25 protein-coding genes are annotated in these 24390 nt (G+C 63.2%); 17 read left to right on the top strand and 8 right to left on the bottom strand.

Annotation, left to right across the window (positions count from 1 at the left end; genetic code table 11):
* The first annotated feature begins 177 nt into the window (after positions 1–177).
* On the top strand, positions 178–972 hold the full coding sequence (locus H585_RS0106445) for a DUF1206 domain-containing protein (protein ID WP_027367220.1): 795 nt from the start codon (positions 178–180) through the stop codon (positions 970–972).
* 202 nt (positions 973–1174) lie between these two features.
* Here the strand turns inward: H585_RS0106445 and H585_RS0106440 are convergent, their stop codons facing one another.
* From H585_RS0106440 to H585_RS0106430, 3 genes are all read right to left on the bottom strand, one after another.
* On the bottom strand, positions 1175–1510 hold the full coding sequence (locus H585_RS0106440) for a phage holin family protein (RefSeq protein WP_014259645.1): 336 nt from the start codon (positions 1508–1510) through the stop codon (positions 1175–1177).
* Between the two features lie 261 nt (positions 1511–1771).
* Complete coding sequence (pruA, locus tag H585_RS0106435) at positions 1772–4783, bottom strand: L-glutamate gamma-semialdehyde dehydrogenase (protein ID WP_027367219.1); 3012 nt, start codon at positions 4781–4783, stop codon at positions 1772–1774.
* Positions 4783–5256, bottom strand: coding sequence for an Lrp/AsnC family transcriptional regulator (locus H585_RS0106430; protein ID WP_014259647.1), 474 nt, complete (start codon positions 5254–5256; stop codon positions 4783–4785). Before H585_RS0106430 ends, pruA begins: the two co-directional genes overlap by 1 nt.
* Before the next feature lie 190 nt (positions 5257–5446).
* Between H585_RS0106430 and H585_RS0106425 the strand changes: the two genes are divergently transcribed.
* Both H585_RS0106425 and H585_RS0106420 read left to right on the top strand, forming a co-directional pair.
* Positions 5447–6655: an HlyD family secretion protein gene (locus tag H585_RS0106425; protein ID WP_027367218.1), complete on the top strand. Its 1209-nt coding sequence runs from the start codon at positions 5447–5449 to the stop codon at positions 6653–6655.
* A gap of 67 nt (positions 6656–6722) precedes the next feature.
* Positions 6723–8234 carry a DHA2 family efflux MFS transporter permease subunit gene (locus H585_RS0106420; RefSeq protein ID WP_051182971.1) on the top strand — a complete coding sequence of 504 codons (1512 nt, stop codon included), beginning with the start codon at positions 6723–6725 and terminating at the stop codon, positions 8232–8234.
* A gap of 135 nt (positions 8235–8369) precedes the next feature.
* Here the strand turns inward: H585_RS0106420 and H585_RS0106415 are convergent, their stop codons facing one another.
* The gene (locus H585_RS0106415; protein WP_027367216.1) at positions 8370–8699 is read right to left on the bottom strand and encodes a transcriptional regulator; all 330 of its coding nucleotides are present in this window, start codon (positions 8697–8699) and stop codon (positions 8370–8372) included.
* Positions 8700–8765: 66 nt separating this feature from the next.
* On the opposite strand from H585_RS0106415, the gene serB reads away from it, so the two are divergent.
* Positions 8766–9980: a phosphoserine phosphatase SerB gene (gene serB / locus H585_RS0106410; protein WP_014259651.1), complete on the top strand. Its 1215-nt coding sequence runs from the start codon at positions 8766–8768 to the stop codon at positions 9978–9980.
* A gap of 29 nt (positions 9981–10009) precedes the next feature.
* Positions 10010–10315, top strand: coding sequence for a hypothetical protein (locus H585_RS0106405; RefSeq protein ID WP_014259652.1), 306 nt, complete (start codon positions 10010–10012; stop codon positions 10313–10315).
* Positions 10316–10325: 10 nt separating this feature from the next.
* Here H585_RS0106405 and H585_RS0106400 read toward each other — a convergent pair whose 3' ends face one another.
* On the bottom strand, positions 10326–10991 hold the full coding sequence (locus H585_RS0106400) for a nitroreductase family protein (protein ID WP_027367215.1): 666 nt from the start codon (positions 10989–10991) through the stop codon (positions 10326–10328).
* Between the two features lie 106 nt (positions 10992–11097).
* Here H585_RS0106400 and H585_RS0106395 point away from each other — a divergent pair, with 106 nt between their 5' ends.
* Positions 11098–12180 (top strand): AI-2E family transporter, encoded by a 1083-nt coding sequence (locus tag H585_RS0106395; protein ID WP_014259654.1) that lies wholly within the window; start codon positions 11098–11100, stop codon positions 12178–12180.
* Positions 12181–13005: 825 nt separating this feature from the next.
* Positions 13006–13446, top strand: a complete 441-nt coding sequence (locus tag H585_RS0106385; protein ID WP_014259655.1) for a hypothetical protein — start codon at positions 13006–13008, stop codon at positions 13444–13446.
* Between the two features lie 7 nt (positions 13447–13453).
* On the opposite strand, the gene H585_RS0106380 is transcribed toward H585_RS0106385, so the two are convergent.
* Positions 13454–13969, bottom strand: coding sequence for a thermonuclease family protein (locus tag H585_RS0106380; protein ID WP_027367213.1), 516 nt, complete (start codon positions 13967–13969; stop codon positions 13454–13456).
* 205 nt (positions 13970–14174) lie between these two features.
* Between H585_RS0106380 and H585_RS0106375 the strand changes: the two genes are divergently transcribed.
* From H585_RS0106375 to H585_RS0106330, 10 genes are all read left to right on the top strand, one after another.
* Entirely contained in the window at positions 14175–14708 is a 534-nt protein-coding gene (locus H585_RS0106375; protein WP_014259657.1) for a ferritin-like domain-containing protein, read from the top strand.
* Between the two features lie 111 nt (positions 14709–14819).
* Positions 14820–15782, top strand: coding sequence for a hypothetical protein (locus tag H585_RS0106370; RefSeq protein WP_027367212.1), 963 nt, complete (start codon positions 14820–14822; stop codon positions 15780–15782).
* Positions 15783–16025: 243 nt separating this feature from the next.
* On the top strand, positions 16026–16592 hold the full coding sequence (gene lptE, locus H585_RS0106365) for an LPS assembly lipoprotein LptE (protein ID WP_014259659.1): 567 nt from the start codon (positions 16026–16028) through the stop codon (positions 16590–16592).
* Positions 16593–16672: 80 nt separating this feature from the next.
* On the top strand, positions 16673–17008 hold the full coding sequence (locus H585_RS0106360; protein ID WP_027367211.1) for an arsenic metallochaperone ArsD family protein: 336 nt from the start codon (positions 16673–16675) through the stop codon (positions 17006–17008).
* Positions 17009–17340: 332 nt separating this feature from the next.
* A complete protein-coding gene (locus H585_RS0106355) occupies positions 17341–17865 on the top strand; it encodes an FH2 domain-containing protein (protein WP_014259661.1) in 525 nt (174 codons plus the stop codon).
* A gap of 67 nt (positions 17866–17932) precedes the next feature.
* A complete protein-coding gene (locus tag H585_RS0106350) occupies positions 17933–19627 on the top strand; it encodes a 2-oxoacid:acceptor oxidoreductase subunit alpha (protein WP_027367210.1) in 1695 nt (564 codons plus the stop codon).
* A gap of 9 nt (positions 19628–19636) precedes the next feature.
* Complete coding sequence (locus H585_RS0106345; RefSeq protein ID WP_027367209.1) at positions 19637–20524, top strand: 2-oxoacid:ferredoxin oxidoreductase subunit beta; 888 nt, start codon at positions 19637–19639, stop codon at positions 20522–20524.
* Between the two features lie 62 nt (positions 20525–20586).
* Positions 20587–21162: a peroxiredoxin family protein gene (locus H585_RS0106340; RefSeq protein ID WP_027367208.1), complete on the top strand. Its 576-nt coding sequence runs from the start codon at positions 20587–20589 to the stop codon at positions 21160–21162.
* Entirely contained in the window at positions 21159–21953 is a 795-nt protein-coding gene (locus H585_RS0106335) for a redoxin domain-containing protein (RefSeq protein WP_027367207.1), read from the top strand. Before H585_RS0106340 ends, H585_RS0106335 begins: the two co-directional genes overlap by 4 nt.
* A gap of 13 nt (positions 21954–21966) precedes the next feature.
* Positions 21967–22314 (top strand): hypothetical protein, encoded by a 348-nt coding sequence (locus H585_RS0106330; protein ID WP_027367206.1) that lies wholly within the window; start codon positions 21967–21969, stop codon positions 22312–22314.
* 138 nt (positions 22315–22452) lie between these two features.
* Here the strand turns inward: H585_RS0106330 and H585_RS0106325 are convergent, their stop codons facing one another.
* Both H585_RS0106325 and H585_RS0106320 read right to left on the bottom strand, forming a co-directional pair.
* Positions 22453–23847, bottom strand: coding sequence for an MATE family efflux transporter (locus H585_RS0106325; RefSeq protein WP_027367205.1), 1395 nt, complete (start codon positions 23845–23847; stop codon positions 22453–22455).
* A 200-nt stretch (positions 23848–24047) separates the two neighbouring features.
* Positions 24048–24368, bottom strand: a complete 321-nt coding sequence (locus H585_RS0106320; RefSeq protein ID WP_027367204.1) for a hypothetical protein — start codon at positions 24366–24368, stop codon at positions 24048–24050.
* Positions 24369–24390: the final 22 nt, after the last annotated feature.

Raw genomic sequence — 24390 nt, 5'->3', positions numbered from 1 at the left:
ATAGCGCAACGGCCATATCGGTCGCCGGGTTCGGTCCGCGCGAGGCCGTCTGCGCACCTGGGCATGCGCGCCTCCTGATTAGGCTTGAGTCCCGAGAATGTAGGGGCCTCGCGTCCGGAAAGGTGCGATACTCGCGTCATGTGCGGCGAGGATCGGCAACCGAGAGAGTAGGGCGACATGGACGAGAACGGCAGGATTGGCTTGAAGATCGCTTCGCGGCTCGGTTACGCCGCACGCGGCGTGGTCTACCTACTCGTGGGCGGGCTGGCCGTGCTCGCTGCGTTAGGGCAGGGCGGCAGGACCACGGACACGAAGGGGGCGCTGCGGACGCTTCTCGACACGCCCAGGGGCGACGCGCTCCTGGGCGTCATCGCAGTCGGTCTGCTGGGCTACGCCGCATGGCGCTTCGTGCAGGCCGTATGGGACGTGGACCGCCACGGCAAGGACGCCAAGGGTCTGGCCGTGCGCGGAGGCTTGCTTGTGAGCGGCGTGACCCACGCGGGCCTGGCCGTGTTCGCCGCGAGCCTGGCCTTGGGCAATGGCGGTGGCGGCGGTGGCGGCAGGGCCGAGTGGACGGCCACGCTTATGCGTCAGCCCTGGGGCAAATGGCTCGTGGCCCTGGCGGGACTGGCCGTGGTCGGCGCGGGCGTAGCCCTGGCCGTCAAGGCCCGCAAGGAGAAGTACAGGAAATACCTCGATCCGGGCTACGCGTCCCTACCGTGGGCCGACGCCATCTGCAAGCTCGGGCTCTATGCGCGGGCCGTGGTTATGGCCATCGTCGGCGGCTTCCTTATCATCGCGGCCTGGCGGGCCGACCCGTCGCAGGCCGGTGGATTGGCCGAGGCCATGGGCTTCCTGCGCGGTCAGGCCTACGGCCGCATTCTGTTCGGCATCTTGGCCCTGGGCCTGTTCGCCTTCGGCGTGTACGGCCTCATCCAGGCCAAGTACCGGCGCATCAGACTGCCGGAATAGAGCAGCCGCGAACCTGAGCGGGACGCAATCGCCGCGCTTGCGTTTTCAGTGGGCAAACGCCTGACGGTTCAACCTGGCAGCCTGTCGAGAAAACAGGCTGTGCAGACAAGGACAGCCCGCCGGATATGGGCACCCGCGAGCAATGCTTGGGCAAGGCCCAAGCATTGCGTAGCCGAAAAGCCGGGCCGGTTTCAATAGCCCGCTAATAAATGATCGCGTGCAGGACGGCGTTGATGATGGCCAGGATGACGCTGAAAGCGATCGCCCACCAGAAACTGTCCACCTTGAAGCCCGGCACTATCTTGGCCGCGAGCATGACGAGCAGCGCGTTCAGAATGAGCGCGAAGATGCCCAGGGTCAGCACGGTGATGGGAATGGTGATCCAGAAGAGGATCGGCCAGATGAGCGCGTTGATGATGCCGAGCACCGCCGAGGCGGCGAGCAGCGCCCCGGCCCCGCGCACGCGCACCCCGGGCAGTATCCAGGCGGTGATGGCGATGGCCAGCGACAGAAGCAACCAGGAGAGAATGATGCTCATGCGGTCCCCTTATGTTTGCGGTTCGCGTCTACCCTTGGATACCGCGGCAAAGGTCGAGGGGGAATTAGAAAAGCGGCAGCCGCGGAGACTGTCGGCCCAAAAAGAGCGGGACCGGTTGCCCGGTCCCGCTCACGCTGAATCATCTTAACAGATACGCTTTGAGCACTCCACCCACGAACTGCGCGGGTCCAGGGCCGCGTCGGCCCTGGTGGGCGGGGTTTGGGGAGGGCAAAACCCTCCCCAATTCTTACGCAATTCTCTTTAGCAAACCCAGTTGTCGTCATCCTCGATGGGCGTGAAGCCCCGGCGCATGGTGTTTTCGGTGACCACGCGCGGGTCGAGGAACTGCAGCAGGTAGTCCGGGCCGCCGGCCTTGGAGCCCACGCCCGACATCTTGAAGCCGCCGAAGGGCTGGCGTTCGACGAGCGCGCCCACGCAGTTGCGGTTCAGGTACAGGTTGCCGACGCGGAACTCGCGCCGGGCCTGTTCCAGGTGCCTGGGGCTGCGCGAGTATACGCCGCCGGTCAGAGCGAAGCGCGAGGCGTTGGCCCACTCGATGGCCTGGTCAAAGTCCTTGGCCTTCATGACCGCCAGCACCGGGCCGAAGATCTCCTCCTGGGCGATGCGGTGCTCGGGCCTGATGCCGGCCACGATGGTCATGGGCACGTAGCAGCCCTTCTGCGGCACCTCGCGCATGACCAGGACCTCGCCCTCCTGCTTGGCGATGTCGATATACTTGAGGATGTCCTTCTGCTGCGCGGGGCCGACCACTGGGCCCATGTAGTTGGCGGGGTCCTCGGCCGGGCCGATCTTCACGGACTTGGCGGCCTCCGCCAGGCGCTCGATGAAGCGCTCGTAGATGGGCTCGACCACGATGACGCGCGAGCAGGCCGAGCACTTCTGGCCCTGGAATCCGAAGGCCGAGTAGAGCACCCCGAGCACGGCCTCGTCCAGGTCCGCGTCGTCGTCGACAATGATGGCGTTCTTTCCGCCCATCTCGGCGATGACCCGCTTGCACTGGGCCTGTCCGGGCTGAACCTTGGCGGCCTTCTCCTGGATGCGCAGACCGACTTCCATGGAGCCGGTGAAGGCGATGAGGCTGACCTTGGGGTGCTCGATGAGGTAGTCGCCCATGACCGAGCTGCGGCCGGGGCAGAAGTTGAACACGCCCTCGGGCAGGCCGGCCTCGCGGAAGATCTCCACCAGGCCGTAGCCCACGATGGAGGACGGGCCGGCAGGTTTGTAGATCACGGGATTGCCCGCGACGATGGCCGCCGAGGCCATGCCCACGGAGATGGCCAGGGGGAAGTTCCAGGGCGCGATGACCGCAGCCACTCCCTTGGCCTGATAGAACAGGTGGTTGTGCTCGCCCGGCTCGAAGCCCATGCGCCGGGGCGTGCCCAGGCGCACCATCTCGCGCGCGTAGTACTCCAGGAAGTCGATGGCCTCGCCCACGTCGTTGTAGGCCTGATCCCATTGCTTGCCGACCTCCAGCACCTGGACGGCGCACAGGTCGTAGATGCGGCGGCGGGCGATGGCCGCGGCCTTGACCAGGTACTCGGCGCGCTTCTCGGCCGGCATGTCACGCCAGGAGAGGAAGGCCTTGTCAGCGGCCTCAATGGCCATGTCGATCTCGGCGCGGCCGGCCTGGCAGACCTGGCCCAGCACCTCGTCGGGATCGGCCGGGTTCGTGGAAGTCATGCGATCCTGGGTGGCCACGTCCTTGCCGTTTATATACAGCGGATAGGTCTTGCCCTTGCTCTTGCGTGCCTCGGCGATGGCCTTGGGGAAGGCCGCGCGGACCTCGGGAATGGTGAAGTCGATGAGCTGATGGTTCTTGAACGGCGGCAGGTTGCCGTAGCTTGGCCTCTTGGCCGGGTGCGTGACGGGCGAGCATTCCTGCTCGCGCTTGAGCGTCAGCGCGGGGTTCTCCAGCAGCCGCTCCAGCTCCTTGCCCTCGGCGAAGCTCTGGCGCAGGAAGCTCTCGTTGGCCGTGTTCTCCAACAGGCGGCGCACCAGATAGGCCATGCCGGGCAGCAGATCGCCGTAGGGGCAGTACAGGCGCACGCGGCCCGCCACGTTCTTGAGGCCTTTGCGCACCGGCTCGGCCATGCCGTAGAGCACCTGGAACTCGTAGCGCGAGTCGGGCACGTTCAGCTCGCGGGCCGTCTCCATGACATAGGAGAAGGTGCGGATATTGTGCGAGGCGCAGGCGAAGTGGCAGATGTCATGGTTCTCCAGGATCTTGCGCGCGCAACGCTCATAGCAAATGTCGGACTCGGGCTTCTGGGTCCACACGGGCACGTCCCAGCCGCACTGCTTGGCCATAACCGTTTCGAAGTCCCAGTAAGCGCCCTTTACCAGGCGGATGGAGATGGGCAGCGAATTGGCGCGGGCCCAGGACAGCAGGCCGTCCAGGTCGTTTTCCGTGTCGCGCAGGTAGGACTGCAGGACGATGCCCAGGTGCGGATAGTCCTTGAACTCGTCCATGGTGCGGAGCTGCTTGAACAGCTCGATGGTCATTTCCTTGTATTTGAGCTGCTCCATGTCGATGCACATGAAGCCGCCCATGGCCTTGATCTTGCGGTAGATGGGCACGATGCGCGTGAGCATGCCCGCCACGGAGCCGGGGATGTCCTGTGGCTTGGCCTGGGAGTAGAAGGCCGAAAGCTTCACGGCCACGTTGACCTTGGGCGCGTGTCCCCAGTCCTGGCCGTTGCTGGACTTGCCCAGGCAGTCCCACTTGTGCTGCTCGGCGGCCATGGCGTCGAGGATTTCCATGTAACCGTCGTGGTAGGCCTGGGCCTCGATCTCGCTGACTGTGGCCTCGCCCAGAAAGTCCACCACGAAGGCGAAGCCGTCCTTGCGCAGCTTGCGCAGGCTCTTCATGGCCTCCTTGGAGTTCTCGCCGATGATGAACTGCTTGGCCATGCCCTCGATGTTGCCGCGGATGGCCTTGCCCATGACCTTGGCCGCCAATCCGCCGAACAGCCCGCTTTTCTCGGCGCCCCACTTGAGCACGGCCGGGATTTCGCAGTCGTTGCCCGCGAAGTACTCCTCGATGTGCCGCTGCAGCGATTCGCCCGTGTTCAGGTAGGGCAGTACGTCCACGAAGCGGAATAGCTGGACCTTGAAATCCTCGTTCTTCATGGCCCAGTCCATGACCTTGCCGGTCCAATGGCCCTTGCTGAAGATGGACGGCGCCTCTCCGGCTATGGACTTGAAGAACTCCTGGCCTCGGGCAACGATCTTATTCTCGATTTCCGGATTCATTACTCGGGCTCTCCTTCTGGCATGCTCTCCAGGGGGACGTTCATGGTTTCCTTGACCGTGGTGAGAACAACGGTCGTGCGCGTATCCCGGATTGCCTTGATGCGGCCGAACTGTTTGAGCAGCTCGGCCAGGTGCTCGGGGTCGCGCGTCCTCGATTTGACGAAATAGGCATCCTGGCCGGCCACGTAGTGGACTTCCAGCACGCCGGGTATCTTGGCCAGCTCCTCGCCCGTGCCTGTGGAGCCCACTGGCTCCTCGGTGTGCACGAGCGTGAACGCCGTCAGGTGCTTGCCCAGGGCCGTGGGCGAAATGCGCGTTTCATAGCGCTGAATTATGCCCTTGCGCTCCAGCTTGCGGATGCGCTCCAGGATTGCCGACGGAGCCATGCCTATCTGCCGGGCTATCTCCGCATTGGATGTTCGCGCGTTGTCTTGAAGTATCTTCAATATGCTGAAGTCTGTTCCGTCGATCATTCTGTCATACTCCGTTTGAGAGAATAAAGTTCAGATACCGGAAATTGTCAAGTACGGCTTGGCCCTCGCTGTTAAGCGGCATGGCAAGGCCTTGACCGCGACAGGCAGGAAACGTATTTTCGCGCGCCATTCAGTTGCATAGACAACTAATTCATGGGGCGAAACATCATTGCCTCGGCACGGGAAGGATATGGCTGAACAGAACGGTTCCAAGCGCGCCTTGCCGGTACGCAAGCGCATTGTTTTCGCGGCGATCCTGACAGTGGCCCTAATGGCCGGCGGAGCGTGGTACATGACCGGCGTGGGCAAGCAGAGCACGGAGGACGCCTTCGTGGATGGCCGCATGTATCCGATCAGCTCGCGCGTGCCGGGGTATGTGACCGAAGTTCTGGTGCAGGATAATCAGCGGGTGCGTGCCGGCGAAGTGCTCGTGCGCCTTGATCCCACGGATTACGAGGTGGCTCTGGCCCAGGCCAGGGCGGAACTGGCCTCGGCCCAGGCCCAGCTTGCCGCCGGGCAGCTCAACGTGCCCCTGGAGATCAGCCAAACCTCGTCCAGGGTTTCGAGCCTGCGCGCCCAAATCGCCGGTACGAACCGACAGCTGGCCGAGTTGGCCAAGGCGCGCGAAGCCGCCAGACAGGCTCTGTTGGAAGCCCAGGCCGTGCTGGACAAGGCCAAGCTGGACTCGATGCGCTATGAGAGTCTGCTTGCGAGCCAGGTCGTATCCCAGTCTTCCCTGGACGACGCCCGGACCAGCGTCGTAACCAACCAGGCCAGGGTCGCCGCGGCTCAAGCCCGGCTGGAGGCCGTGGACGACCAGGAAGCGACCTTGCGCGAGAGCCGCAAGCGCCTGGAAGCCGAAATGGAGTTGGCCGGGACCGGCCGCGACGTGGCCGACATCCGCGCCCGAGAGGCCGAGGCGCGGGCAGCACAGGTGACCCTGGCCGAGGCGAAGCTGCGCCAGGCCGAGCTCAATCTGGCGTACGTGCAGATCAAATCCCCGGCGGACGGCTACGTCACGCGCAAGGCCGTAGAGCCGGGCCGCATGATCTCGGCCGGGCAGTCGCTCCTGACCATCGTACCTCTCGGCCAGGGCGATATCTGGGTCACGGCCAACTTCAAGGAAACACAACTTACCCACATGCAGCCGGGCCAACGGGCCTGGATCAGCGTGGATACCTATCCGGGCGCTAAGATTCCCTGCCGCGTGGAATCCATCATGGCCGGCACTGGCTCGGTCTTCTCCCTGTTTCCGCCCGAGAACGCAACGGGCAACTACGTTAAGGTCGTGCAGCGCGTCCCGGTCAAGCTGGCCATCGACTTTGCCATGGCGGGCGAACTGCCGCAGTTGCGCATGGGCATGAGCGTCATCGCCACCATCCTGACCAAGGCGGAGTAGAGCGGTGCAGCAGGCGCAGGAGGGCGGAGCCGGGGCCGCTGGCAAATGGCTCGTCACGGCCAGCGTCATGATCCCGACCATGATCGAGGTCCTGGACACCAGCGTGGCCAACGTGGCCCTGCGGCACATGCAGGGCAGCCTGGCGGCCGGCCAGGAGGAGATCACCTGGGTGCTGACCTCCTATCTCGTGGCCAACGCCGTGGTCATCCCCATGAGCGGCTGGCTGGCCAAGGTCATGGGCCGCAAGCGCTATCTCATGGCCTCCGTGGCCTTGTTCACCGTGGCCTCGCTTTTGTGCGGCATGGCCGGCAGCCTGTCCACGCTGGTCCTGTTCCGCATCCTGCAGGGCATCGGCGGCGGAGGAATGCAGCCCATGTCCCAGGCCATCCTGCTGGAAACCTTCCCGCCCCACGAGCGCGGCCTGGCCTTGAGCGTCTACGGCATGGGCGTGATCGTCGCGCCCATTCTCGGCCCTGTCCTGGGCGGCTGGCTGACGGACAACTGGTCCTGGCGCTGGATCTTCTACATCAATTTACCCATAGGTCTGCTGGCGCAATTCATGTGCTGGTCCTTCGTGCGCGATCCGGCCTACCAACAGCGCTGGCAAAAAGGCGAGCGCGTGGACTACCTGGGCCTGGCGCTACTCGTGCTGGGCCTGGGTAGCCTGCAGATCGTGCTCGACCTGGGCCAGCAGCACGACTGGTTCGGCTCGTCCTTCATCCTGGCCCTGAGCGTGGTCGCCGGCGTCTGCCTGTTCACGCTCGTTTTCTGGGAGTGGCATCACGAAAACCCCATTGTGAACCTGCGCGTGTTCAAGGACCGCAGCTTCGCCTTGGGCAACCTGGTCATTTTTTTCGGCTTTTTCGCCTTCTTCGGCTCCATCGTGCTGCTGCCCATGTTCCTGCAGGAGCTCATGGGCTACTCGGCCTTCCAGGCCGGCATGGTGCTCAGCCCCGGCGGGCTCATCACCCTGGCCCTGATGCCATTCGTGGGCAAGCTGACCCAGCGCGTCGACGCGCGCTTCCTGCTCTGCTTCGGCCTGCTGGCCAGCGCCTGGTCCTCGTACTACATGTCGGGCTACAACCTGGACATGGGCATGGTCACGGCAATCACCGGCCGCAACCTTCAGGGCGTGGGACTGGCTTTCTTCTTCGTGCCCCTGTCCTTCCTGACCATGGCCTACATCCCGCGCACGGAGATGAACAACGCCTCGGCCGTGTACAACCTGCTGCGCAACCTGGGCGGCTCTTTCGGCACGGCCTTCGTGACCACCATGGTCGCCAGGCGCGGTCAGTTCCACCACCTGCGCCTGGCCGAGCACATGGGCTACTACAACCAGGCCTTCACCTCGGGCGTGGAGGGCGTGCGCCAGTATCTCGAAGGCCTGGGCATGCATGTCCAATCGGGCGTCGAAGCCATGGCCGCGCTCTACCGGCTCATGCAGCGGCAGGCCGCGGCTCTGGCTTTCCTGGACGTCTTCCACCTGCAGATGATCATCTTCCTGTGCCTGAGCGGGGCCATGTGGATCATGCGCCGGCCGCCCAGGGGCAAGGCTCCCGACCCAGGCGCGGCGCATTAGGGCGTTTAGCGGACGAACCGGGAGCGGGCGACGCCCTCTCCCATCCCCACTCCCCCAGGGAGCAGCGGCTCCCTGGACCCGCGCAGTTCGTTCGCGCATGACTTCAGTTTGGGCGGAAACCTTCCGGTCAGTCTCCTAAATCTCTTCCAGCCTGAATTTCGGCTCCTCGATGAACGTCTTCTTGCACATCGGGCAGTGGCCCGGTTTGCCGAGCCTGTCGCGCTTGGCGAAAGCGAATCCGCAGGAGCGGCAGCGCGCCGGTTCTACCACGAGACGCAGGCCTTGCGACGGTGCGGATCGGCGGATGTGTTCCAGGGCGTCGAGCACGCGTTTTTCAGCAATGCCCGCCTCGGCCGATAAATCCTTGGCCGTCATTGGCTCGTCACGCAGCAGGTCCATGATCGTTCGCCGCTCCGTGGCCCCGCGTTCCGGGGGAATGTAAGGCCCTTTTACTTTTGCCTTCACGGCGATGCTCCTTTATAAGGGTGCCGTTGCATAAGCGAGGTGCAAGTGAGCGTTCAGGGACGGACAATGCGCGAGATAGTACTCATACATGTCTATGGCCAGGACAGGCCGGGCATCATGCATGCCTTGACCGCCAAACTGGCGGAGTACGGGGTGGACATCCTGGATATCGGCCAGGCGGTGATCCATGATTCCTTGAGTTTGAGCCTGATGATCAAGATACCGCCCGAATCCGAATCCGCGCCCATCATCAAGGAAGTGCTCTTCCTGGCCCACGAGCTGGACGTGGGGCTCAAGTTCACGCCCGTGGACTCCGACGAGTATGAGACCTGGGTCGCCGCCCAAGGCAAGCCGCGGCACATCGTGACGCTCCTGGGGCGCAAGATCGCCGCTTCGCAGGTGGCGGCCGTGTCGCAGGTGCTCACCGAGGCGGGTCTGAACATCGAGTCCGCGCACCGCCTTTCGGGCCGCGCCCCGCTCGGGACCGAACTCTCCCGCTCCAGGGCCAGCGTGGAATTCTCGGTGCGCGGAACGCCGTCCGACCCCAACGCCTTGCGCGAAAGCTTCCTGGCGATCTCCTCCGAGCTGGAGGTGGACATCGCCTTCCAGGAGGACAACGCTTTCCGGCGCAACCGCAGGCTGGTGGCCTTCGACATGGACTCCACCCTCATACAGGCCGAGGTCATCGACGAGTTGGCCGCGGCCTATGGCGTGGGCGAGCAGGTCAGCGCCATCACCGCCGCGGCCATGCGCGGGGAGCTTGATTTCCGCGAGAGCCTGCGCCGCAGGCTGGCTCTGCTCAAGGGCATGCCCGCCGACAGGCTGGAGGAGGTGGCCGGGCGCATTCCGCTCACCGAGGGCGCCGAGCGGCTCATCCGCAACCTCAAGCGCTTCGGCTACAAGATCGCCATCATCTCCGGCGGCTTCACCTTCTTCGGCCGCCGCCTGCAGGAGAGCCTGGGCATCGATTATCTTTACGCCAACGAACTGGAGATCGCGGACGGCAGGCTCACTGGCGGCGTGCAGGGCGGTATCGTGGACGCCGCGCGCAAGGCCGAGGTGTTGCGCGAGATCGCGGCCCGCGAAAATATCAGCCTGCAGCAGGTCATCGCCGTGGGTGACGGCGCCAACGATCTGCCCATGCTGGGCTTGGCCGGATTGGGCATCGCCTTTCATGCCAAACCCGTGGTCAAACGCGGGGCCAGGCAGTCCATTTCCACCCTGGGGCTGGATTCCATCCTGTACCTCATGGGCCTGCGCGACAGGGATACGACCCTCTGAGCCACCTGAACAGGTACGGAGCATACCACATGAAGATGCGTCTTGCTCTCGGTATCGGACTTCTCGTAATCGCGAGTCTCGCCGGCTGCGCATCCCGCCAAAGCCTGCCGGCCAACGCTTTTCTCTTTCACGGCAAGGTGGTGCACGTGGACATCGAGGATGGTTTCTATGGCATCGTGTCCAGCGAAGGCGGCCACTACGATCCCGTGAATTTGCCGAAGGAATACCAGCAGGACGGCATCGAGGTGCGCGGCGTGGCCAGGCCCACGGATAACGCCATCGGCTTCCATATGTGGGGCATGCTGGTGGAAATCATTTCCATCCAACGGCTCTGATCCCTTCAGGCTAGGGCGGCCAGCCCACGCTCTGGGCCAGCACGATGCGCTGATGCGGCAAAAGGCCCATGGCGTCCGCCAGGGCTTCCCGGTCGATCCAGGCATAGACTACCGTGGCCAGACCCTCGGACGCGCAGAACAGGTACACGTTCTGGCTGATGAAGCCCGTGTCGGCGGCGGCGTAGAAGTCTTGTGCCTCCTCGTCGCGCATGCGCGAGAGGTCGGCCACGTAGATGAGGTCGAGAGGGGCCTGGGCAGCGAAGGCCTGCCTGCCGGCCAGCGGACGTACATCCTTTCCCGATACCTTGCGCAGGGCGTGGGCCTGGGCGTCAAACAAGAACAGCCCGTCGGGCAGCGCCGCGTAGATGCTGATTTCCTGCATGTTGTGGGCGGACGGCGCAGTGCGGTCTCCGCCGGGCCGGTTCACGCCGAAGGCTGCCCACAATAAGTTGGAGAGCATTTCGTGCGACAGGGTGCGCGCGCTGAAGCTGCGCGTTGAGCGGCGATTGGCCAGGGCCTGCATGAGCGGCATGCCTCCCTGCCTGTCGGGTGGGGGCAGGCCGACGACTTCCTGGCCGCGGGCCAGGTTTTGAGGCGGCAGCCAGACGATAGCGGCCAGCGTCAGGCATATGGTCGCCAGCGGGATGAGAAGCTTCCTGATAATATGAGCCGTCATGCTTCACCTCCTGGGGGCCTGAGTCTACCATTAGCTCTTGCCAATACGATCGAAAAAGGCAAGACAAGGCAGCGCGGCTTCATAGCCTCCGCGCAGAGAGTTGTTCATGAACATGATCCGCGAGTGGTTCAGAACCAGGTTTTCGGACCCTCAGATAGTCATCCTGTCTCTGGTGCTCATCCTCAGCGCTGGGGTGGTCTTTTTCCTGGGCGAGATGCTCGCCCCCGTCTTCGCCGCCCTGGTCATAGCTTACCTGCTCGAAGGCGTGGTGCGCGTCCTGCGCCGCCGGGGCATACCCCGGACCCTGGCCGTCCTCGCCGTGTTCTCCGGCTTCATGGTCGCGGTGGTGGCGGGCGTGGTCTTCCTGATCCCGCTGCTGGTGGAGCAGATCACGCAACTCGTCAACATACTACCGTCCATGCTGGCCCACGGCCAGGTGCAACTGCACGAGCTGGCCCGCATATACCCCAACGTGATCACCGAGGAACAGGTGCAGGAAATGGTGACCCTGTTCCGCAGCGAGCTTGTCCGCCTGGGCCAGCGGGCTCTGGCCGTCTCCCTGGCTTCCCTGCAGAGCGCCATTACCTATCTGGTCTATCTCATCCTCGTGCCGCTCCTGATTTTCTTCTTCCTCAAGGACAAGCACAAGCTGATGGCCTGGGTCCGCGGCCTCGTGCCCGAGCACAGAACCCTGACCGAGGGCGTGTGGGATGAAGTCAATCAGCAGACCGCCAACTACATCCGCGGCAAGGCTTGGGAAATCGTCATCGTCTGGGCCGCGACTTACGGGGCCTTCCTCATCATGGGCCTGGACTTCGCCATGCTGCTCGGCATGCTCGTGGGCGTGTCGGTGCTCATCCCTTACATCGGCGCCACAGTGGTCACCCTGCCGGTGGCCTTGGTGGCCTACCACCAGTTCGGCTGGACCTCGGAGCTGGCCTGGATCATGACGGTCTACGGCATCATTCAGGCCCTGGACGGAAACGTGCTCGTCCCCGTGCTCCTCTCGGGCGTGATCAACATGCACCCCGTGGCCATTATCGTGGCGGTGCTCGTCTTCGGCGGCCTGTGGGGCTTCTGGGGCATCTTCTTCGCCATTCCCCTGGCGACGCTGGTGCACGCCGTGCTGCGCGTGCTGTGGCAGAATCGTCAGAGCGCCGCATCCTCGTCCTGCTCGTGCCAGGATTAGAGCATTTTGCTTTTGAAAATGCTCTGAAGCCATGCGTCGGCATGGCTTGCCGCCGCGTAGGCGTAGGCGCAATTCACTTGCGCCGTCAACGCCGGGGCGGGCGTCTTAAAAGCAATCTGCGCTAGATCATACTCAGGCCGGATCACGCGTATTTCCCGGAGAGGAGAGGGCGACGGCCTTCTCGGAATATCGGCAAACCCCGTCAGGAGAGTCCTGGGCGGGGTTGCTTTTTCCAGACCCATTCGCGCTCATTCGAACTTAAGCCGGCGAGTGGTGCTGAATCGCATGGCGGACATGCCGGCATGATTATCGCCATGGTGTCACTTCCTGCGGGAAGCAAGAATGGAACTGCTATACCGGCGGACAACCACGCTGGAATCGGCGACAGAGCGCCTTGCACAAGGACTCATGTCTGTTCAGCCTTGCGGTTTGCTGAAGTTGGAAAGGTAAGGGAATTCGTATTATCCGTATGAGAGAGTTTTCGGGCGAAATGCACGATTTGCTAGGGGAGTGCGGTAGCCGGTGCATCGATCAAACGATTCACGGGCCTAGTGTCAGTGCCGAAGTCTCCATTGTGGCTGCATCCGGCTAAATCGGTCTACGTTTGAATCGATTGTGATTATACGCACAAGTTTATTAAATTTACAGTCGATGCGCGCATGTATTCCTGGTTTTGCTATAGGCGTATCCGCTATGGAAGTATTTATAGAGCCTATGGAAGGGCTGACTGATTGATTTTGGCCAGTGATCGCAATGCCAGGGCTGTTGCCGGAACGGAGAGGAATGGCAAGGCCTGTCGTCGCAAAGCAGCTACGGAGTAAGTCCATGCGTTCACACAGCTTTCTTTTCGAGCCCGCGCGCTGGTCAGTGCAAGGGAAATACTACGGAATGGATGGCAGCTCTGTACCGGCTGCGGGAGAAACGCTGGTCAGCCACCAGGCGGACGGCTGGCGCTGCGACGGCGTCACGCGACTGTTGTGGCCCGAAGAATCTCTGGAATTTACCATGGCATGCCTGGTGCGTCCCTTTTGTGGAAACGACTGGACGACCTGGGAGGCGGACACACCGGGGTTTGGGATCATGCACGGGAAATATGTGCTCGCGGCCGATGCCATACTCTGCCTGGGACAGACCCTCGGCGGCGCGTTCACCCTCAGCGAGTGCCTGGTCATGCTCGACAAAAACCACTATTTGAGCCGCGGCACCATCGTCAAAGGCTCGTCCAAAATGTCTTCCTGGGCCGTGGAGTTCCTTCGCGGCGATTAGCCCCTACCTACCAAGACCATCTTTCACTACGCTTCAGCCTGCGCCACTCCCATGGCGGCATCGGGCTCGGATCTTGCCAAAGCCCCAGCCGAGCCTGGCGGGCCACATCCTCCGCACGAAGCAGGACGGCGCACTCCCGAGCGCGGCAATACTGTTTGTAGACCCAGGCATGGCCTTGCTCCACGAGCATGTGGTTCAGGCTCTTCCTACTCGCATCGACGGTCACCCAGCCCACGGAGCGACCGTAGCGGTCACGGTCCATGACGCGCACCTCCACCTTGCGCAACCAGGCCTCCCAGACAACGAACAACGTGGCCGCCAAGCCGTGGAGCTGGTCCGATTCGGGGCAGTCCACGCCGTAAAGCCGCACGCGGACCGTAGACAGGTCGTAGGTCAGCACGTCCACGGTGTCGCCGTCGTGGACCCACAGCACATAGCCGTTCAGGGGCGGCCGGGCCTGCACGGCCGTGGCCGGTACGAGCAGGAGCGTCAGCAGGAAAAGGGTAAGCAGGATTGCGCGCATGGCCGGGGCATAGCCAAGCCCGGGTCCAAAGTCCAGATGGTTTCCGACGGCGCGCCCGGGCTGATTCCGACATTATTTTTCTGCGGCGTCCTACAGAAGGATCACGGACTTTGTCGTACCAGTGGGAACGCGCCAATCCGGCGCGCGGACGGTTCGGCGAACCGGGCCGGAGCCTTAGCCAAAGACCAACCCAAGGAGGACGCTCATGCCTGAACCAAGAAGGCCCAAGTCATACGCGACAGGAACGGCGCCGGCCGAAAGCGCTGCCAGGGCAGAACGCCCGATCTCAACGGCCCAGATGGACACCAGCGAGATCATCGACAAGCTGTCTGATCTGGCCCAACTGGACGTCGATGCCTTCCACGCCTACGGGCAGGCCATCGACAGCGTGGAGGAGATGGATCTCAGAAGCCATCTGGAGCGCTATCAGAGCGACCACGAGAGGCACTATGTGGAACTGTCCAGGATCATCCGCGAACATGGCGGCAACCCGCCCGAGTTCTCGCGCGACTTCAAGGGCTACCTCATCGCGGGCTTCACGTCCCTGCGTAGCGCCATGGGCACCAAAGGCGCGCTCAAGGCCATGAAGACCAACGAGGAGATGACCAACCGGAAGTATTCCCAGGCCAGCGGCGACATGCGCTTCCCGGTTGCCCTGCGGTCCATCCTGGAGCGCTTCTACGGCGACGAGAAGACGCACCTGAGCTGGATCGAGCAGACATTGAACAGGATCTCCTAACCAACCACGCCGGCCCGGCCTTCTGGCCGGGCCGCGTTTTCCATGGTACTTCCCTTGCAAACGTCGGCGCGGATTCAGCATGTATTCGTCCCGTGCAGCCAAGGAGCCACCATGGAACGCACCCTCTATATGCGGCTGGCCGCCAGCGCCGCCATTCTCGCTTTGCTTGCCTGCCTGCACGTTCCTGCCCTGCGGCCTGCAATCGTCGCCAACCCGCTTGCCGAACGCCTGGACCATGCCGCCGAGGAGCATATCAAGTCCGGAATGGTCCGCGCCATGGGGGCTTACGCCGTGGCCAGGGGCATCAACGCCGTGGTTTCCGTGATTCAGGGCAGCGAGTTGGACGTGAGCCTGCTGGGCGTGGGCGGCAGCGTGGCCTTGGGCCAACTGCTGGACCCGGTGGACGATCTGGTGGAGAGATTTTCCTGGGTGATCCTGGCCAGCGCCATGTCCTTGGGAATTCAACTGGCCATGATCAAGGCCGGCGTGTGGCTGGGGTTGTCTATACTGCTCAGTCTGGCCGCACTGGCTTGGCTTGCGGGCGCTTGGTGGCCGGGCAAGCGCGGCGAGGCTCTGCGAAGGCTTGGCGCGCGGCTGGCCCTGGCGGCTTTGCTGGCGCGCTTCTGCGTGCCCGTGGTGGCCGTGGGCGGCGAGCTGTTCTTCCAAAGCGTGCTGCGCAGCCAGTACGAGCAGGCTTCTTTGGGCATGGAGCGGTTCCAGGAGGAGATCTTACCGGCTCAGGACATCCAGGTGCCTGAAGCGCGCGGGCCGGTCAGCCGCGACGGCCAGTCCGAGGGCGTGTCCGTGCAGGCTGCGCAGGGCACTGCCTGGGATTCCGTGCGTGCGTTTTCGCCCGCCAAAATCATGGAGAGGGTGGGTCGGATCGGCGATCTGGTGGATGTCTATGTGGAGAATGCAGTGACGCTCATGGTGGTCTTTACGGTGCAGACGGTGCTCTTGCCGTTAGCCATGCTGTGGATGCTGTTGCGGGGCTTCAATTTTCTGGCCGGTGAGCGGCTTGCGGGTGTCCCGCGCCCGTGGATCAGGAAGAGCAGCCACCGGCCAGAAAATTGAGCGGCAGAGCCGAGAGGTGCGCGGGACCTGCCTCAGCGTGACGACTGAACCCTAAGTCTTGCCGCACGGGCACGCCATGATTAAACCATGTGCCGTCTCTCAGGAGGGTTGGCCTTCGACATTCCCGTGTAAGGCTCGTCATGGCCGACATCCCTTGTGTGGCGCGGGGAAATGCTCTAAGAGTGGAGAGCTTCGCCGACTTGGCGTTGACCGCATGTCTTCAGCGATGGAAAGGAGTATGGCATGAGATTCAGTGTCCGGTGCATCGGACTGCTCGCGGTACTTGTCCTGGGTTCCGCCTGCGCGACCAGCAACCAGGTGCCCCTTGTCTACCAGCCCGTGGCTTTGGAGGCTCCGACTTGCGCGGGCCGCCTGGCCGTGGTCAAGTTCAGCGACAATCGCGCCAAGCCCCAGATCGGCCATAATACGGACAATCAGCTGTTCTATCCTCAGGGAGATGTGGCTGTCTGGCTGACGGAAGCCCTGCAGCGTCAGCTCGAGGCGGCCGGTTGTCGCGTCGAGTACCACGACAAGGAGTACGCTTTCGACACCGACGCCGTGGTGAGCGGTCAGCTTATGGAGGCCTACACGAGCCAGTCCTCGGTGACGAATTACATAACCACCCTGCGCTTTCGGGTGGTCATGAAGAAGGACGGCCGGGAAGCTTTCATCAAGAATTACGAGGGCAAGTTTGAGAACACCGTGCTCGTCGCCTCGCGCAGCAACCGCACCAAGCTGATGCAGAGCGCCCTGCAGGACATGATGCGCCAGGTGGTGCCCGACATCATCAAGCAAGCCAAGGCCAACTAGGTCTTCAGGGCCCCGCACTCGCCAGACTCCACCGCAATGCCGTGGAGTCTGGCGAGTGCGGGGCCCGATAGTTTGAAGCCATGCCGAACGTCATCATCGATCTCTACATTCCCCATGCGAGCTGCCCCTGCTCGCCGGCCAGGAACGACCCCAAGGTGGATCGCTTCAACGCGCTGCTGCTGGACCTCAAGGAGCAGCGGCCCGGTCTGGCTTACCGCGTGTTCGCCCTGAACACCCACTTCGCCATGTTCAAGACCAACCCTCAGGTCGCGGCGGTTCTGCGAGACGAAGGTCACGACGCCCTGCCGCTGATCTTCGTGGAAGGCGAGTTGCGCTTCAAGGGCTCATATCCCGTGCGCGAGGAGCTGGAAGCGGCCCTGAACGAGCGAGAAAACACGGGCCGCCTCGGCGCATAAGGTTCAAACCGGAACCAGCTTCGGCCTTCCACCGTATTTGCGTCCTTACTCGACTCCACCATTATCATTCCATGACATTCGTGGGCGGACGCCCGCGAGCCTACCCGCATTGGGCCGATGCCCAGTGTGCCTTAAACATATCGCCATCGGCGCGAACGGCTTTTGAGCCGTTCGCACCGCAGCCGTTTTTCTCCTTGCCCAAAGCTTGGGGAAATGATTTTAAATAGGGGCCAATGTCCTGTGGAGTGGCTTGGTTGCGGACGGCGACCGCTTCCGCATCCTGGCCGCGCAAACACGAGAAGCATAAACCGATCATAGCAAGGGGATGGATCATGGCGGATAGGGCCAAGAGCATGCTGCGCAAGGCCATGCGCCTTTCGGCCAAGACTGCGGAAGTTCTGGAAGAGGGCATTTCCGCGGGCGGGGAAGGCCCAGGCGCGGAAGTTTTCGAGATCCTGCGCGAGCAGGAGGCCGCAGTGCTGACTCGGCTGGAGGAGGCCGAGCGCGCTCATGCCGAGGAAGAAGGCTTCGGGGCCGCCGCGGATATGGACTTGGACGAGGCCGTCGAGGACATGGACGAGTTGATCTCGGAAATCGTTGAGCGCCATGCGGGCTATGAACCCAATCCCGAGGAGGTCGAGGCCGCGTCCTCGGCCCTGGAGAAGCTCCCGCCGGTCCTGGAATTCTACGAGCAGTGGCTGGATGAAGCCGAGGACCCGGACGAAGAACGGATGGTGGAGCGCCTGATGGAGGTTCAGCAGGCCATGCACGTGCTGCTTTCAAACCTGCAGGGCTTTTACGAGGACCCTGAAGGCTGGGAGCCGGATGCCGAGGACTCCCTGCTGGAGGAGCCTTGATGTTGAAATACCGCCCGACCCGGCTCGACACGCAAGTCGCGGGCAGCAATACGACCAGGAGGCGGCCATGACCGGCGCGAGCGTGAACATTCTCATCGGCGGCGAGGCCGGCCAGGGCCTGGCCACCATCGGCACGCTCCTGGCCAATGCCCTGACGCGCAGCGGCTACCATATCCTGGTCACCCAGGACTACATGTCGCGCATCCGGGGCGGCCACAACACCTTCGCCATCCGCATGGACAGCGAGCCGGTGCTCGGTCCCAGGGAGAGCGTCGACGTGCTGGTGGCCCTGGATCAGCCGAGCATAGACCTTCACAGGGAGGCCCTGTCCGAGCGGGGCGTCATCGTGGCCGGCAGGGAGATGAACGTGCATGGTCATGCGCGTACCTTCGGCGTGCCCTACGAGGAACTGGCCCCCAAGAAGATTTTCTACAACACCGTGGCTCTGGGCGTGCTGGCCTCGGTGGTCTGCCTGGACATGAGCATTCTGGAGGATCTGCTGGCCGACACCTTCGAGAAGAAGGGCCAGGAGATCGTGCGCCAGAACGTGGATGTCCTGCGAGCCGCCTACGAGTGGAAGTCGCGCCAGGAGAAGATTTTCGAGTGCCCCATGCCGCCCGAGGTCCGCGCGGGGCTGCTGACCATGGACGGCAACGAGGCCATCGCCCTGGGCGCGCTGGCTGCGGGAGCGAACTTCTGCTCCTTCTATCCCATGACGCCGTCAACCAGCGTGCCGCTCAACCTCATCGCCAAGGGCCAGGAGCTGGGCGTGGTGGTCGAGCAGGCCGAGGACGAGATCGCGGCCATGAACATGGCCCTGGGTGCGTCCTATGCCGGAGCGCGAGCCATGACCGCCACCTCGGGCGGCGGCTTTGATCTCATGAGCGAGGGCTTGTCCCTGGCCGGCATCACCGAGACGCCCATCGTCATCGTGCTGGCCATGCGTCCCGGCCCGGCCACGGGCCTGCCCACGCGCACGGAACAAGGCGACCTGAACCTGGCCCTTTTCTCGGGTCATGGAGAGTTTCCACGGGCAATCCTCGCTCCCGGCAGCGTGGAAGAGTGCTTTCACCTCACGCATCGGGCCTTTGGGCTGGCAGAGAGTTGGCAGTCGCCGGTCTTCGTGCTTACCGACCAGTTCCTGGCCGACTCCTTCCGCAGCATCGAGCCGTTTGACATCGATTCCCTGCCCGAGCCTCCGGCGCTGCTCATCGAGCCGCCGGACCCGGAGAGCTATAAACGCTATGCACTGACGGACACGGGCGTTTCGCCCAGGGCCATCCCGACCCTTAGCCGGGCGCTGGTCGTGGTGGATTCGGACGAGCACGACGAACAGGGTCACATCACCGAAGACTTCGGCGTGCGCACGGCCATGGTGGACAAGCGCAACCGCAAGTTCCTGGGCCTGCTGAAGGAAGTCCTGCCGCCCGTGTACGAGGGGTCAGACAAGCCCGACCTGCTGCTGGTGTGTTGGGGTTCGACCATGGGCCCGCTGCTCGAGGCGGCCCGCACCCTGCGCGAGCAGGGCCGCAAGGTGGCCACACTGTGCTTCAATCAGGTCTGGCCCCTGGACCCATCGCAATTCGCCCGCCGCCTGATCGAGGCTCGCGAGGTGGTCATGGTCGAGGGTAACTCCACGGGCCAGTTCCGGGGTATCCTGCAAGTGCAGTCGGGCTTCCGCATCGACAAGCTCGTGCCGCGCTACGACGGCCTGCCCTTCACGGCTGCCTACATCCTCAACCGTCTCCAAGAGATGCGCTAGGGAAGCCATATGGTGGATATCAAGGACTACCCCGAATTCGAGACGGCCTGGTGCCCCGGCTGCGGCAACTTTCCCCTGCGCAAGGCCATGCGCCAAGCCCTGGCGAACCTCGGGCTGGAGCCGCACCAGGTGGTCTTCGTCTCGGGCATAGGCCAGGCGGCCAAGGCCCCGCACTACATTCCCTGCAATCTGTTCAACGGTCTGCACGGCCGGGCCTTGCCGCCGGCCCAGGCCATCAAGCTGGCCTTGCCCCAGGCCACGGTCATCGTGGAATCGGGCGACGGCGACATGTACGGCGAGGGCGGCAACCACTTCATCGCAGCAATCCGCCGCAACGTGGACATAACGGCCGTGGTGCACGACAATCAGATTTACGGCCTGACCAAGGGCCAGGCCAGCCCCACGACCATGCCGGGCCACAAGACCAAGGCCCAGCCCTTTGGCGCGCCCAGCGATGCCTTCAACCCAGTGGCCGTGGCCGTGGCCATGCGCGCCAATTTCGTGGCTCGCGGCTTCGTGGGCGACATGGACCACTTGGCCGAGCTTATCGTCCAGGCCGTGCGCCAGCCCGGTTTCGCCTTGGTGGACGTGTTCCAGCCCTGCGTGTCCTTCAATAAGGTAAACACCTTCCAGTGGTATAAGCAGCATTGCTACCGGCTCGACGAATCGTACGACCCCACGGATTGGCGGCAGGCCATGGACAAGGCCGTGGAGTTCGGCGAGCGCATTCCCACCGGCGTGATCTACAAGGGCGACCGGCCGACCTTCGAGGACCGTCTGCCCACCGCGCCCAAGGAGCCGCTGGCCAGGCGCGGCGTGGACCGGGAGGCGCTCAAACGCATCATGTCCACCTACGGCGCGCCGCTCAAGCGGCCGACCAAGAAGGCCGGCCCGTAAAGAGACCCGAGAAAACACGAGGATCTCCCGGTTGCCTGGAGATCCGGCAAGGAGAAACTGATATGTGGAAACCTGCACGCGGAATACTGATCCCGGTTATGTTCCTGCTCTTTATGTCGCAACCGGACCTGTCCAGGGCCGTGCCCGCAGTGGGCCAGGAATTCCCGGATCTGCGCATGTCGCCACCCTCCACGGCCGAGGATGCCGCATATCTGGGCGTGAAGCCAAGTCAGCCTTTCACTTTGTCGGATGTCGGGTCCGATTTCCTGCTGCTGGAAGTCATGAGCGCCCTGTGCCCGCACTGCCAGGCCGACGCGCCGCACATGAACGAGGTCTTCGCGGCGATTCAGGAGCAGGGCCTGGGGAAACAGCTCAAGGTCCTGGCATTGGGCGTGAACAACACGGAATTCGAGCTGACGCTATACCGCAACAAGTACGGCGTGCCTTTTCCGCTTATCATGGATGAGGAAATGGTAGCCGTGACCCAGGCCGGCGTGGCCGGCACGCCGACCTATTTCCTGCTTGACCTGCGCGGCCGGTCTCCGCAGGTGCTGCATGTCGTCGAGGGGCGCATGGACAGCCCCAAGAAATTCCTTTCGAATATTCGCTCCGCAGCCGGTCTGGAGAAGACAAAATGATCCACAATGCGAACGCCGAACGACTTTCGGGCCTGAGCGTATTGGAGCAGTCCGCTGCCGACCCGCGCGGACTCCAGAAGGCGTTTAATCATAGCCGAATCGTGGTGGGTAGGGCCTGGAGAGATGAGCCACTCCCGGCACCGAGGCGAAAGGTCTTGTTCGCCGTCCAGGCTCTTCTGCTGGCCCTGGTCCTTGCGCTGGTCGCCGCCGCTCCCGCTCCTGCCCAGACAACGCGCATTGCGCCGAAGAGCGGTCATGAAGGACACGATCAGGGTGGACTTATCTGGGATCCGGGCAAGCTCCCGCCTCGGGCCAGCAAGTTGAAGGTGCAGGTGGGCGACATGGCCCCGGACTTTACCTTGCCTTCCATTTCCGGCCAGGATGTCAGCCTGAGTGATTTTCGCGGCAAGAAGAACGTGGTGCTGTCCTTCGTGCCCGCGGCCTGGACTCCTGTCTGTTCCGAGCAGTGGCCGGGCTATAATCTTGGCCGCGAGGAGATCCAGACGCGCGACGCCGTGATTCTGGGCATCAGCGTGGACAACATTCCGACCCTGCACGCTTGGGCCGAAACCATGGGCAAATGCTGGTTTCCCGTTCTCTCGGACTTCCATCCCCAGGGCGAGGTGGCCTCGCGCTACGGCGTGCTGCGGCCCGAGGGCTTTACCGAGCGTGCCTTATTCATTATCGATAAGCAGGGCGTCATCCGCTACGCCGAGGTTGTCGATATCAACAAGGTGCCCAGGTTGGAGACACTCATTGATGAGTTGGACCGCATAAACAAAGCACAATAGGACCTGCGCCCCCATGCGAAAGATAGCTCTGTTCGCCTACAACGGTGAAACGCTCTGCTTCGTTCATGTGCTGCTCAACGCCCTGGACATGAACTCCCGAGGCTGGGAAGCGCGCATCGTGGTCGAGGGCAAGGTGACCAAGGCCATACCGGAGCTTGCCCGCGAGGGCGCACCTTTCCATGATCTGTATGAGCGCGCCAAGATGCTCGGCCTCATTGCCGGGGCCTGCAAGGCCTGCTCGGCCAAGATGGGAGTGCTGCAGGATGTCCAGGCCGCCGGCGTGCCGCTACTGGACGACATGCAGGGCCATCCGTCCGTGGCCCGCTTTCTGGAGCAGGGCTACGAAGTGATGACGTTCTGATGCTTAAGGCGCGCCCCTGGACCCGCGCAGTTTTTGGAAAGGTCAATGAAAGCGGCCGTCCATGCAGAAGCTTGGGCGGCCGCTTGTTTTGTATATCCTTGGGAGGTCAGACGTTGCTTGAAGCCGGTCCGCAAAAGCTCAGGCCAGTCTCGCCGGCTCGGACTCGATGACGCTCATGGAGCGCCAGGCCCCCTGGCGGTAGCGCAATGCGAAGGCTAGACCCAGGGCGCTTATGTACAGGGTGGCGCAGGCCCATAGCTGGTACAGATTCCCCTGATAGAACGTGGACAGAATCGTTACGGGCAGGAACATACCCAGCAGCGCGACCACGGCGATGGCCTTCATGACGAAGATGGTGTCTCCCGCGCCTCTGATAGCCCCGGAGTAGATGATGCCGATGGCGTCGAAGCAGTTGTACAGGGTCACGAAGCGCAACAGCACGATGCCGGTCTCCACGATGGCCGCGAACTCGGCGTCTGAGGCGTCGGCGGGCCGGAACAGGTCAAGCAGGGCTTCGGGCAAGAACAGGAAGGCCAGGCCGAACAGGCTCATGTACAATAGCGAGATATGCACGGCGCTGGTCGTGGCGCGCGCGCCGTCCTCGGGCTTGCCGCGGCCGATAGCTTGGCCAACCAGAGTGCTTACGGCCACGTGCACGCCGATCATGGGCATGAAGGCAAGCATGGAGATGTTGAAGACGATGTTCGTGGCCGCCAGCTCGGCTCGGCCCAGTCTGCCGACCATGAAGATGAAGAAGGTGATGGCCAGTATGTCCATGCAGAATTGCGTGCCGCCGGGCAAGCCGTAGCGCATGAGCCGGCCGAAGAGTTCACGCTCCGGCTTCCAGGCGCTGCGCACGCCGAAATCGGCCTCATTGGCGCGTCGGAAGATGAGCAGGGCGAGGATAAGGCAGATAAAGGCCGCCGAGACTATAGTGGCTATTCCCGCGCCCGCGATGCCCAACTCGGGCATGCCCCAGGCGCCGTTGATGAGTGCATAGTCCAGCGGCACGTTGAGCGCGGCTCCGGCTACGTTGGCAAGCATGACCACGCGCGTCTGGCCCCGGCCCGTGTAAAAACAGGACATCACCGAGCCGAGCACCGAGAAGCCCGCGCCTAGGGCCAGGATCTGGAAGTAGGTTACCTCCAGCTTGCGCACGGCTTCGGGATGTCCGGCCAGCGAGAACAGGGACTCGGCCGGCAAGGCCAGCAGAGCCAGCAAAGCCGAGGCCAGCAGGGAGAACCAGATGCCCTGCCATAGCGCCGCGCCCACGCGCTGCGGCCTGCCCGCGCCCACGTACTGGGCCACGAACACGTTGGCGTAACCGCCGGTGCCCATGAAAAAGGCGATGCCCAGGAACGCGGCCATGCCCGCGGGCATGGCCGCGGCAATGGCGTCCACGGAATAGCTGGCCAGGAACATGCGGTCCGTGAACTGCATGAGTGTGTTCGAGGCCATGCTGATGACAAGAGGCAGGCTGACGGTGAGCACCTCGCGGTAGCCACCGACGCCGTGATAGCGGAAGCGGAACATAAAGGGGATGTCTCGTATTCCTCCCGAAGATAGGGAGGGCTGGGGTTCGGCTGAGGAGGCGGCTAATTTACCTAACGCATGCGGATTGTCAACACACGGAAGGAAAGACAGACAGATTTGCGAAGCTGAAAGCTGTACGAATCAAATGTCACGGAAGTGCTTATTCGCGGCAGCCCTGGAAAAGGGCAAGCCCAGGCGGCTTAAAAAGCCGCCGCGGATCTGTTCCACTTGAGGGCGTCGCCCTTCTTGAACACATAGCCCACGGGCTGGCTGTTGCCGACCTGCAGCACGGCCATGAACGCGCCGGCCTCGGCGAAGTTGGCCGCCGTGATGAGCTGCTTCTGGACCTGCGTGCTCAGCTTGGCCTGCTCCTCCTCGCTGCCGACCGTGGCCCGCCATAGATTGGTGTCGAATTTGGACTTTTCCCATCCATAGCTCTTGAGCGCCTCGTCGAGGCGCGGGACGCTCGTGGCGGATATGTCGCCCAACTTGATAAAGATCATGACGTGCTGCGTGGACATGTGCTCTCCCCCTTGTCGGTCC

This window comes from Desulfocurvibacter africanus subsp. africanus DSM 2603 (assembly GCF_000422545.1).
Lineage (GTDB): Bacteria > Desulfobacterota > Desulfovibrionia > Desulfovibrionales > Desulfovibrionaceae > Desulfocurvibacter > Desulfocurvibacter africanus.
The sequence above is the reverse complement of the archived record's forward strand: the minus strand, read 5'-3'. Positions and strand labels throughout refer to the sequence as shown.

Coding starts and splice junctions, on each gene's coding strand:
- H585_RS0106395 (WP_014259654.1), top strand. CDS start 11,098: ATGAACATGATCCGCGAGTGGTTCAGAACCAGGTTTTCGGACCCTCAG.
- H585_RS0106400 (WP_027367215.1), bottom strand. CDS start 10,991: ATGACGGCTCATATTATCAGGAAGCTTCTCATCCCGCTGGCGACCATA.
- H585_RS0106370 (WP_027367212.1), top strand. CDS start 14,820: ATGGAACGCACCCTCTATATGCGGCTGGCCGCCAGCGCCGCCATTCTC.
- H585_RS0106355 (WP_014259661.1), top strand. CDS start 17,341: ATGGCGGATAGGGCCAAGAGCATGCTGCGCAAGGCCATGCGCCTTTCG.
- H585_RS0106340 (WP_027367208.1), top strand. CDS start 20,587: ATGTGGAAACCTGCACGCGGAATACTGATCCCGGTTATGTTCCTGCTC.
- H585_RS0106360 (WP_027367211.1), top strand. CDS start 16,673: ATGCCGAACGTCATCATCGATCTCTACATTCCCCATGCGAGCTGCCCC.
- H585_RS0106320 (WP_027367204.1), bottom strand. CDS start 24,368: ATGTCCACGCAGCACGTCATGATCTTTATCAAGTTGGGCGACATATCC.
- H585_RS0106385 (WP_014259655.1), top strand. CDS start 13,006: ATGCGTTCACACAGCTTTCTTTTCGAGCCCGCGCGCTGGTCAGTGCAA.
- H585_RS0106440 (WP_014259645.1), bottom strand. CDS start 1,510: ATGAGCATCATTCTCTCCTGGTTGCTTCTGTCGCTGGCCATCGCCATC.
- H585_RS0106420 (WP_051182971.1), top strand. CDS start 6,723: ATGATCCCGACCATGATCGAGGTCCTGGACACCAGCGTGGCCAACGTG.
- serB (WP_014259651.1), top strand. CDS start 8,766: ATGCGCGAGATAGTACTCATACATGTCTATGGCCAGGACAGGCCGGGC.
- H585_RS0106380 (WP_027367213.1), bottom strand. CDS start 13,969: ATGCGCGCAATCCTGCTTACCCTTTTCCTGCTGACGCTCCTGCTCGTA.
- H585_RS0106350 (WP_027367210.1), top strand. CDS start 17,933: ATGACCGGCGCGAGCGTGAACATTCTCATCGGCGGCGAGGCCGGCCAG.
- H585_RS0106375 (WP_014259657.1), top strand. CDS start 14,175: ATGCCTGAACCAAGAAGGCCCAAGTCATACGCGACAGGAACGGCGCCG.
- lptE (WP_014259659.1), top strand. CDS start 16,026: ATGAGATTCAGTGTCCGGTGCATCGGACTGCTCGCGGTACTTGTCCTG.
- H585_RS0106430 (WP_014259647.1), bottom strand. CDS start 5,256: ATGATCGACGGAACAGACTTCAGCATATTGAAGATACTTCAAGACAAC.
- H585_RS0106335 (WP_027367207.1), top strand. CDS start 21,159: ATGATCCACAATGCGAACGCCGAACGACTTTCGGGCCTGAGCGTATTG.
- H585_RS0106325 (WP_027367205.1), bottom strand. CDS start 23,847: ATGTTCCGCTTCCGCTATCACGGCGTCGGTGGCTACCGCGAGGTGCTC.
- H585_RS0106445 (WP_027367220.1), top strand. CDS start 178: ATGGACGAGAACGGCAGGATTGGCTTGAAGATCGCTTCGCGGCTCGGT.
- H585_RS0106405 (WP_014259652.1), top strand. CDS start 10,010: ATGAAGATGCGTCTTGCTCTCGGTATCGGACTTCTCGTAATCGCGAGT.
- pruA (WP_027367219.1), bottom strand. CDS start 4,783: ATGAATCCGGAAATCGAGAATAAGATCGTTGCCCGAGGCCAGGAGTTC.
- H585_RS0106345 (WP_027367209.1), top strand. CDS start 19,637: ATGGTGGATATCAAGGACTACCCCGAATTCGAGACGGCCTGGTGCCCC.
- H585_RS0106425 (WP_027367218.1), top strand. CDS start 5,447: ATGGCTGAACAGAACGGTTCCAAGCGCGCCTTGCCGGTACGCAAGCGC.
- H585_RS0106330 (WP_027367206.1), top strand. CDS start 21,967: ATGCGAAAGATAGCTCTGTTCGCCTACAACGGTGAAACGCTCTGCTTC.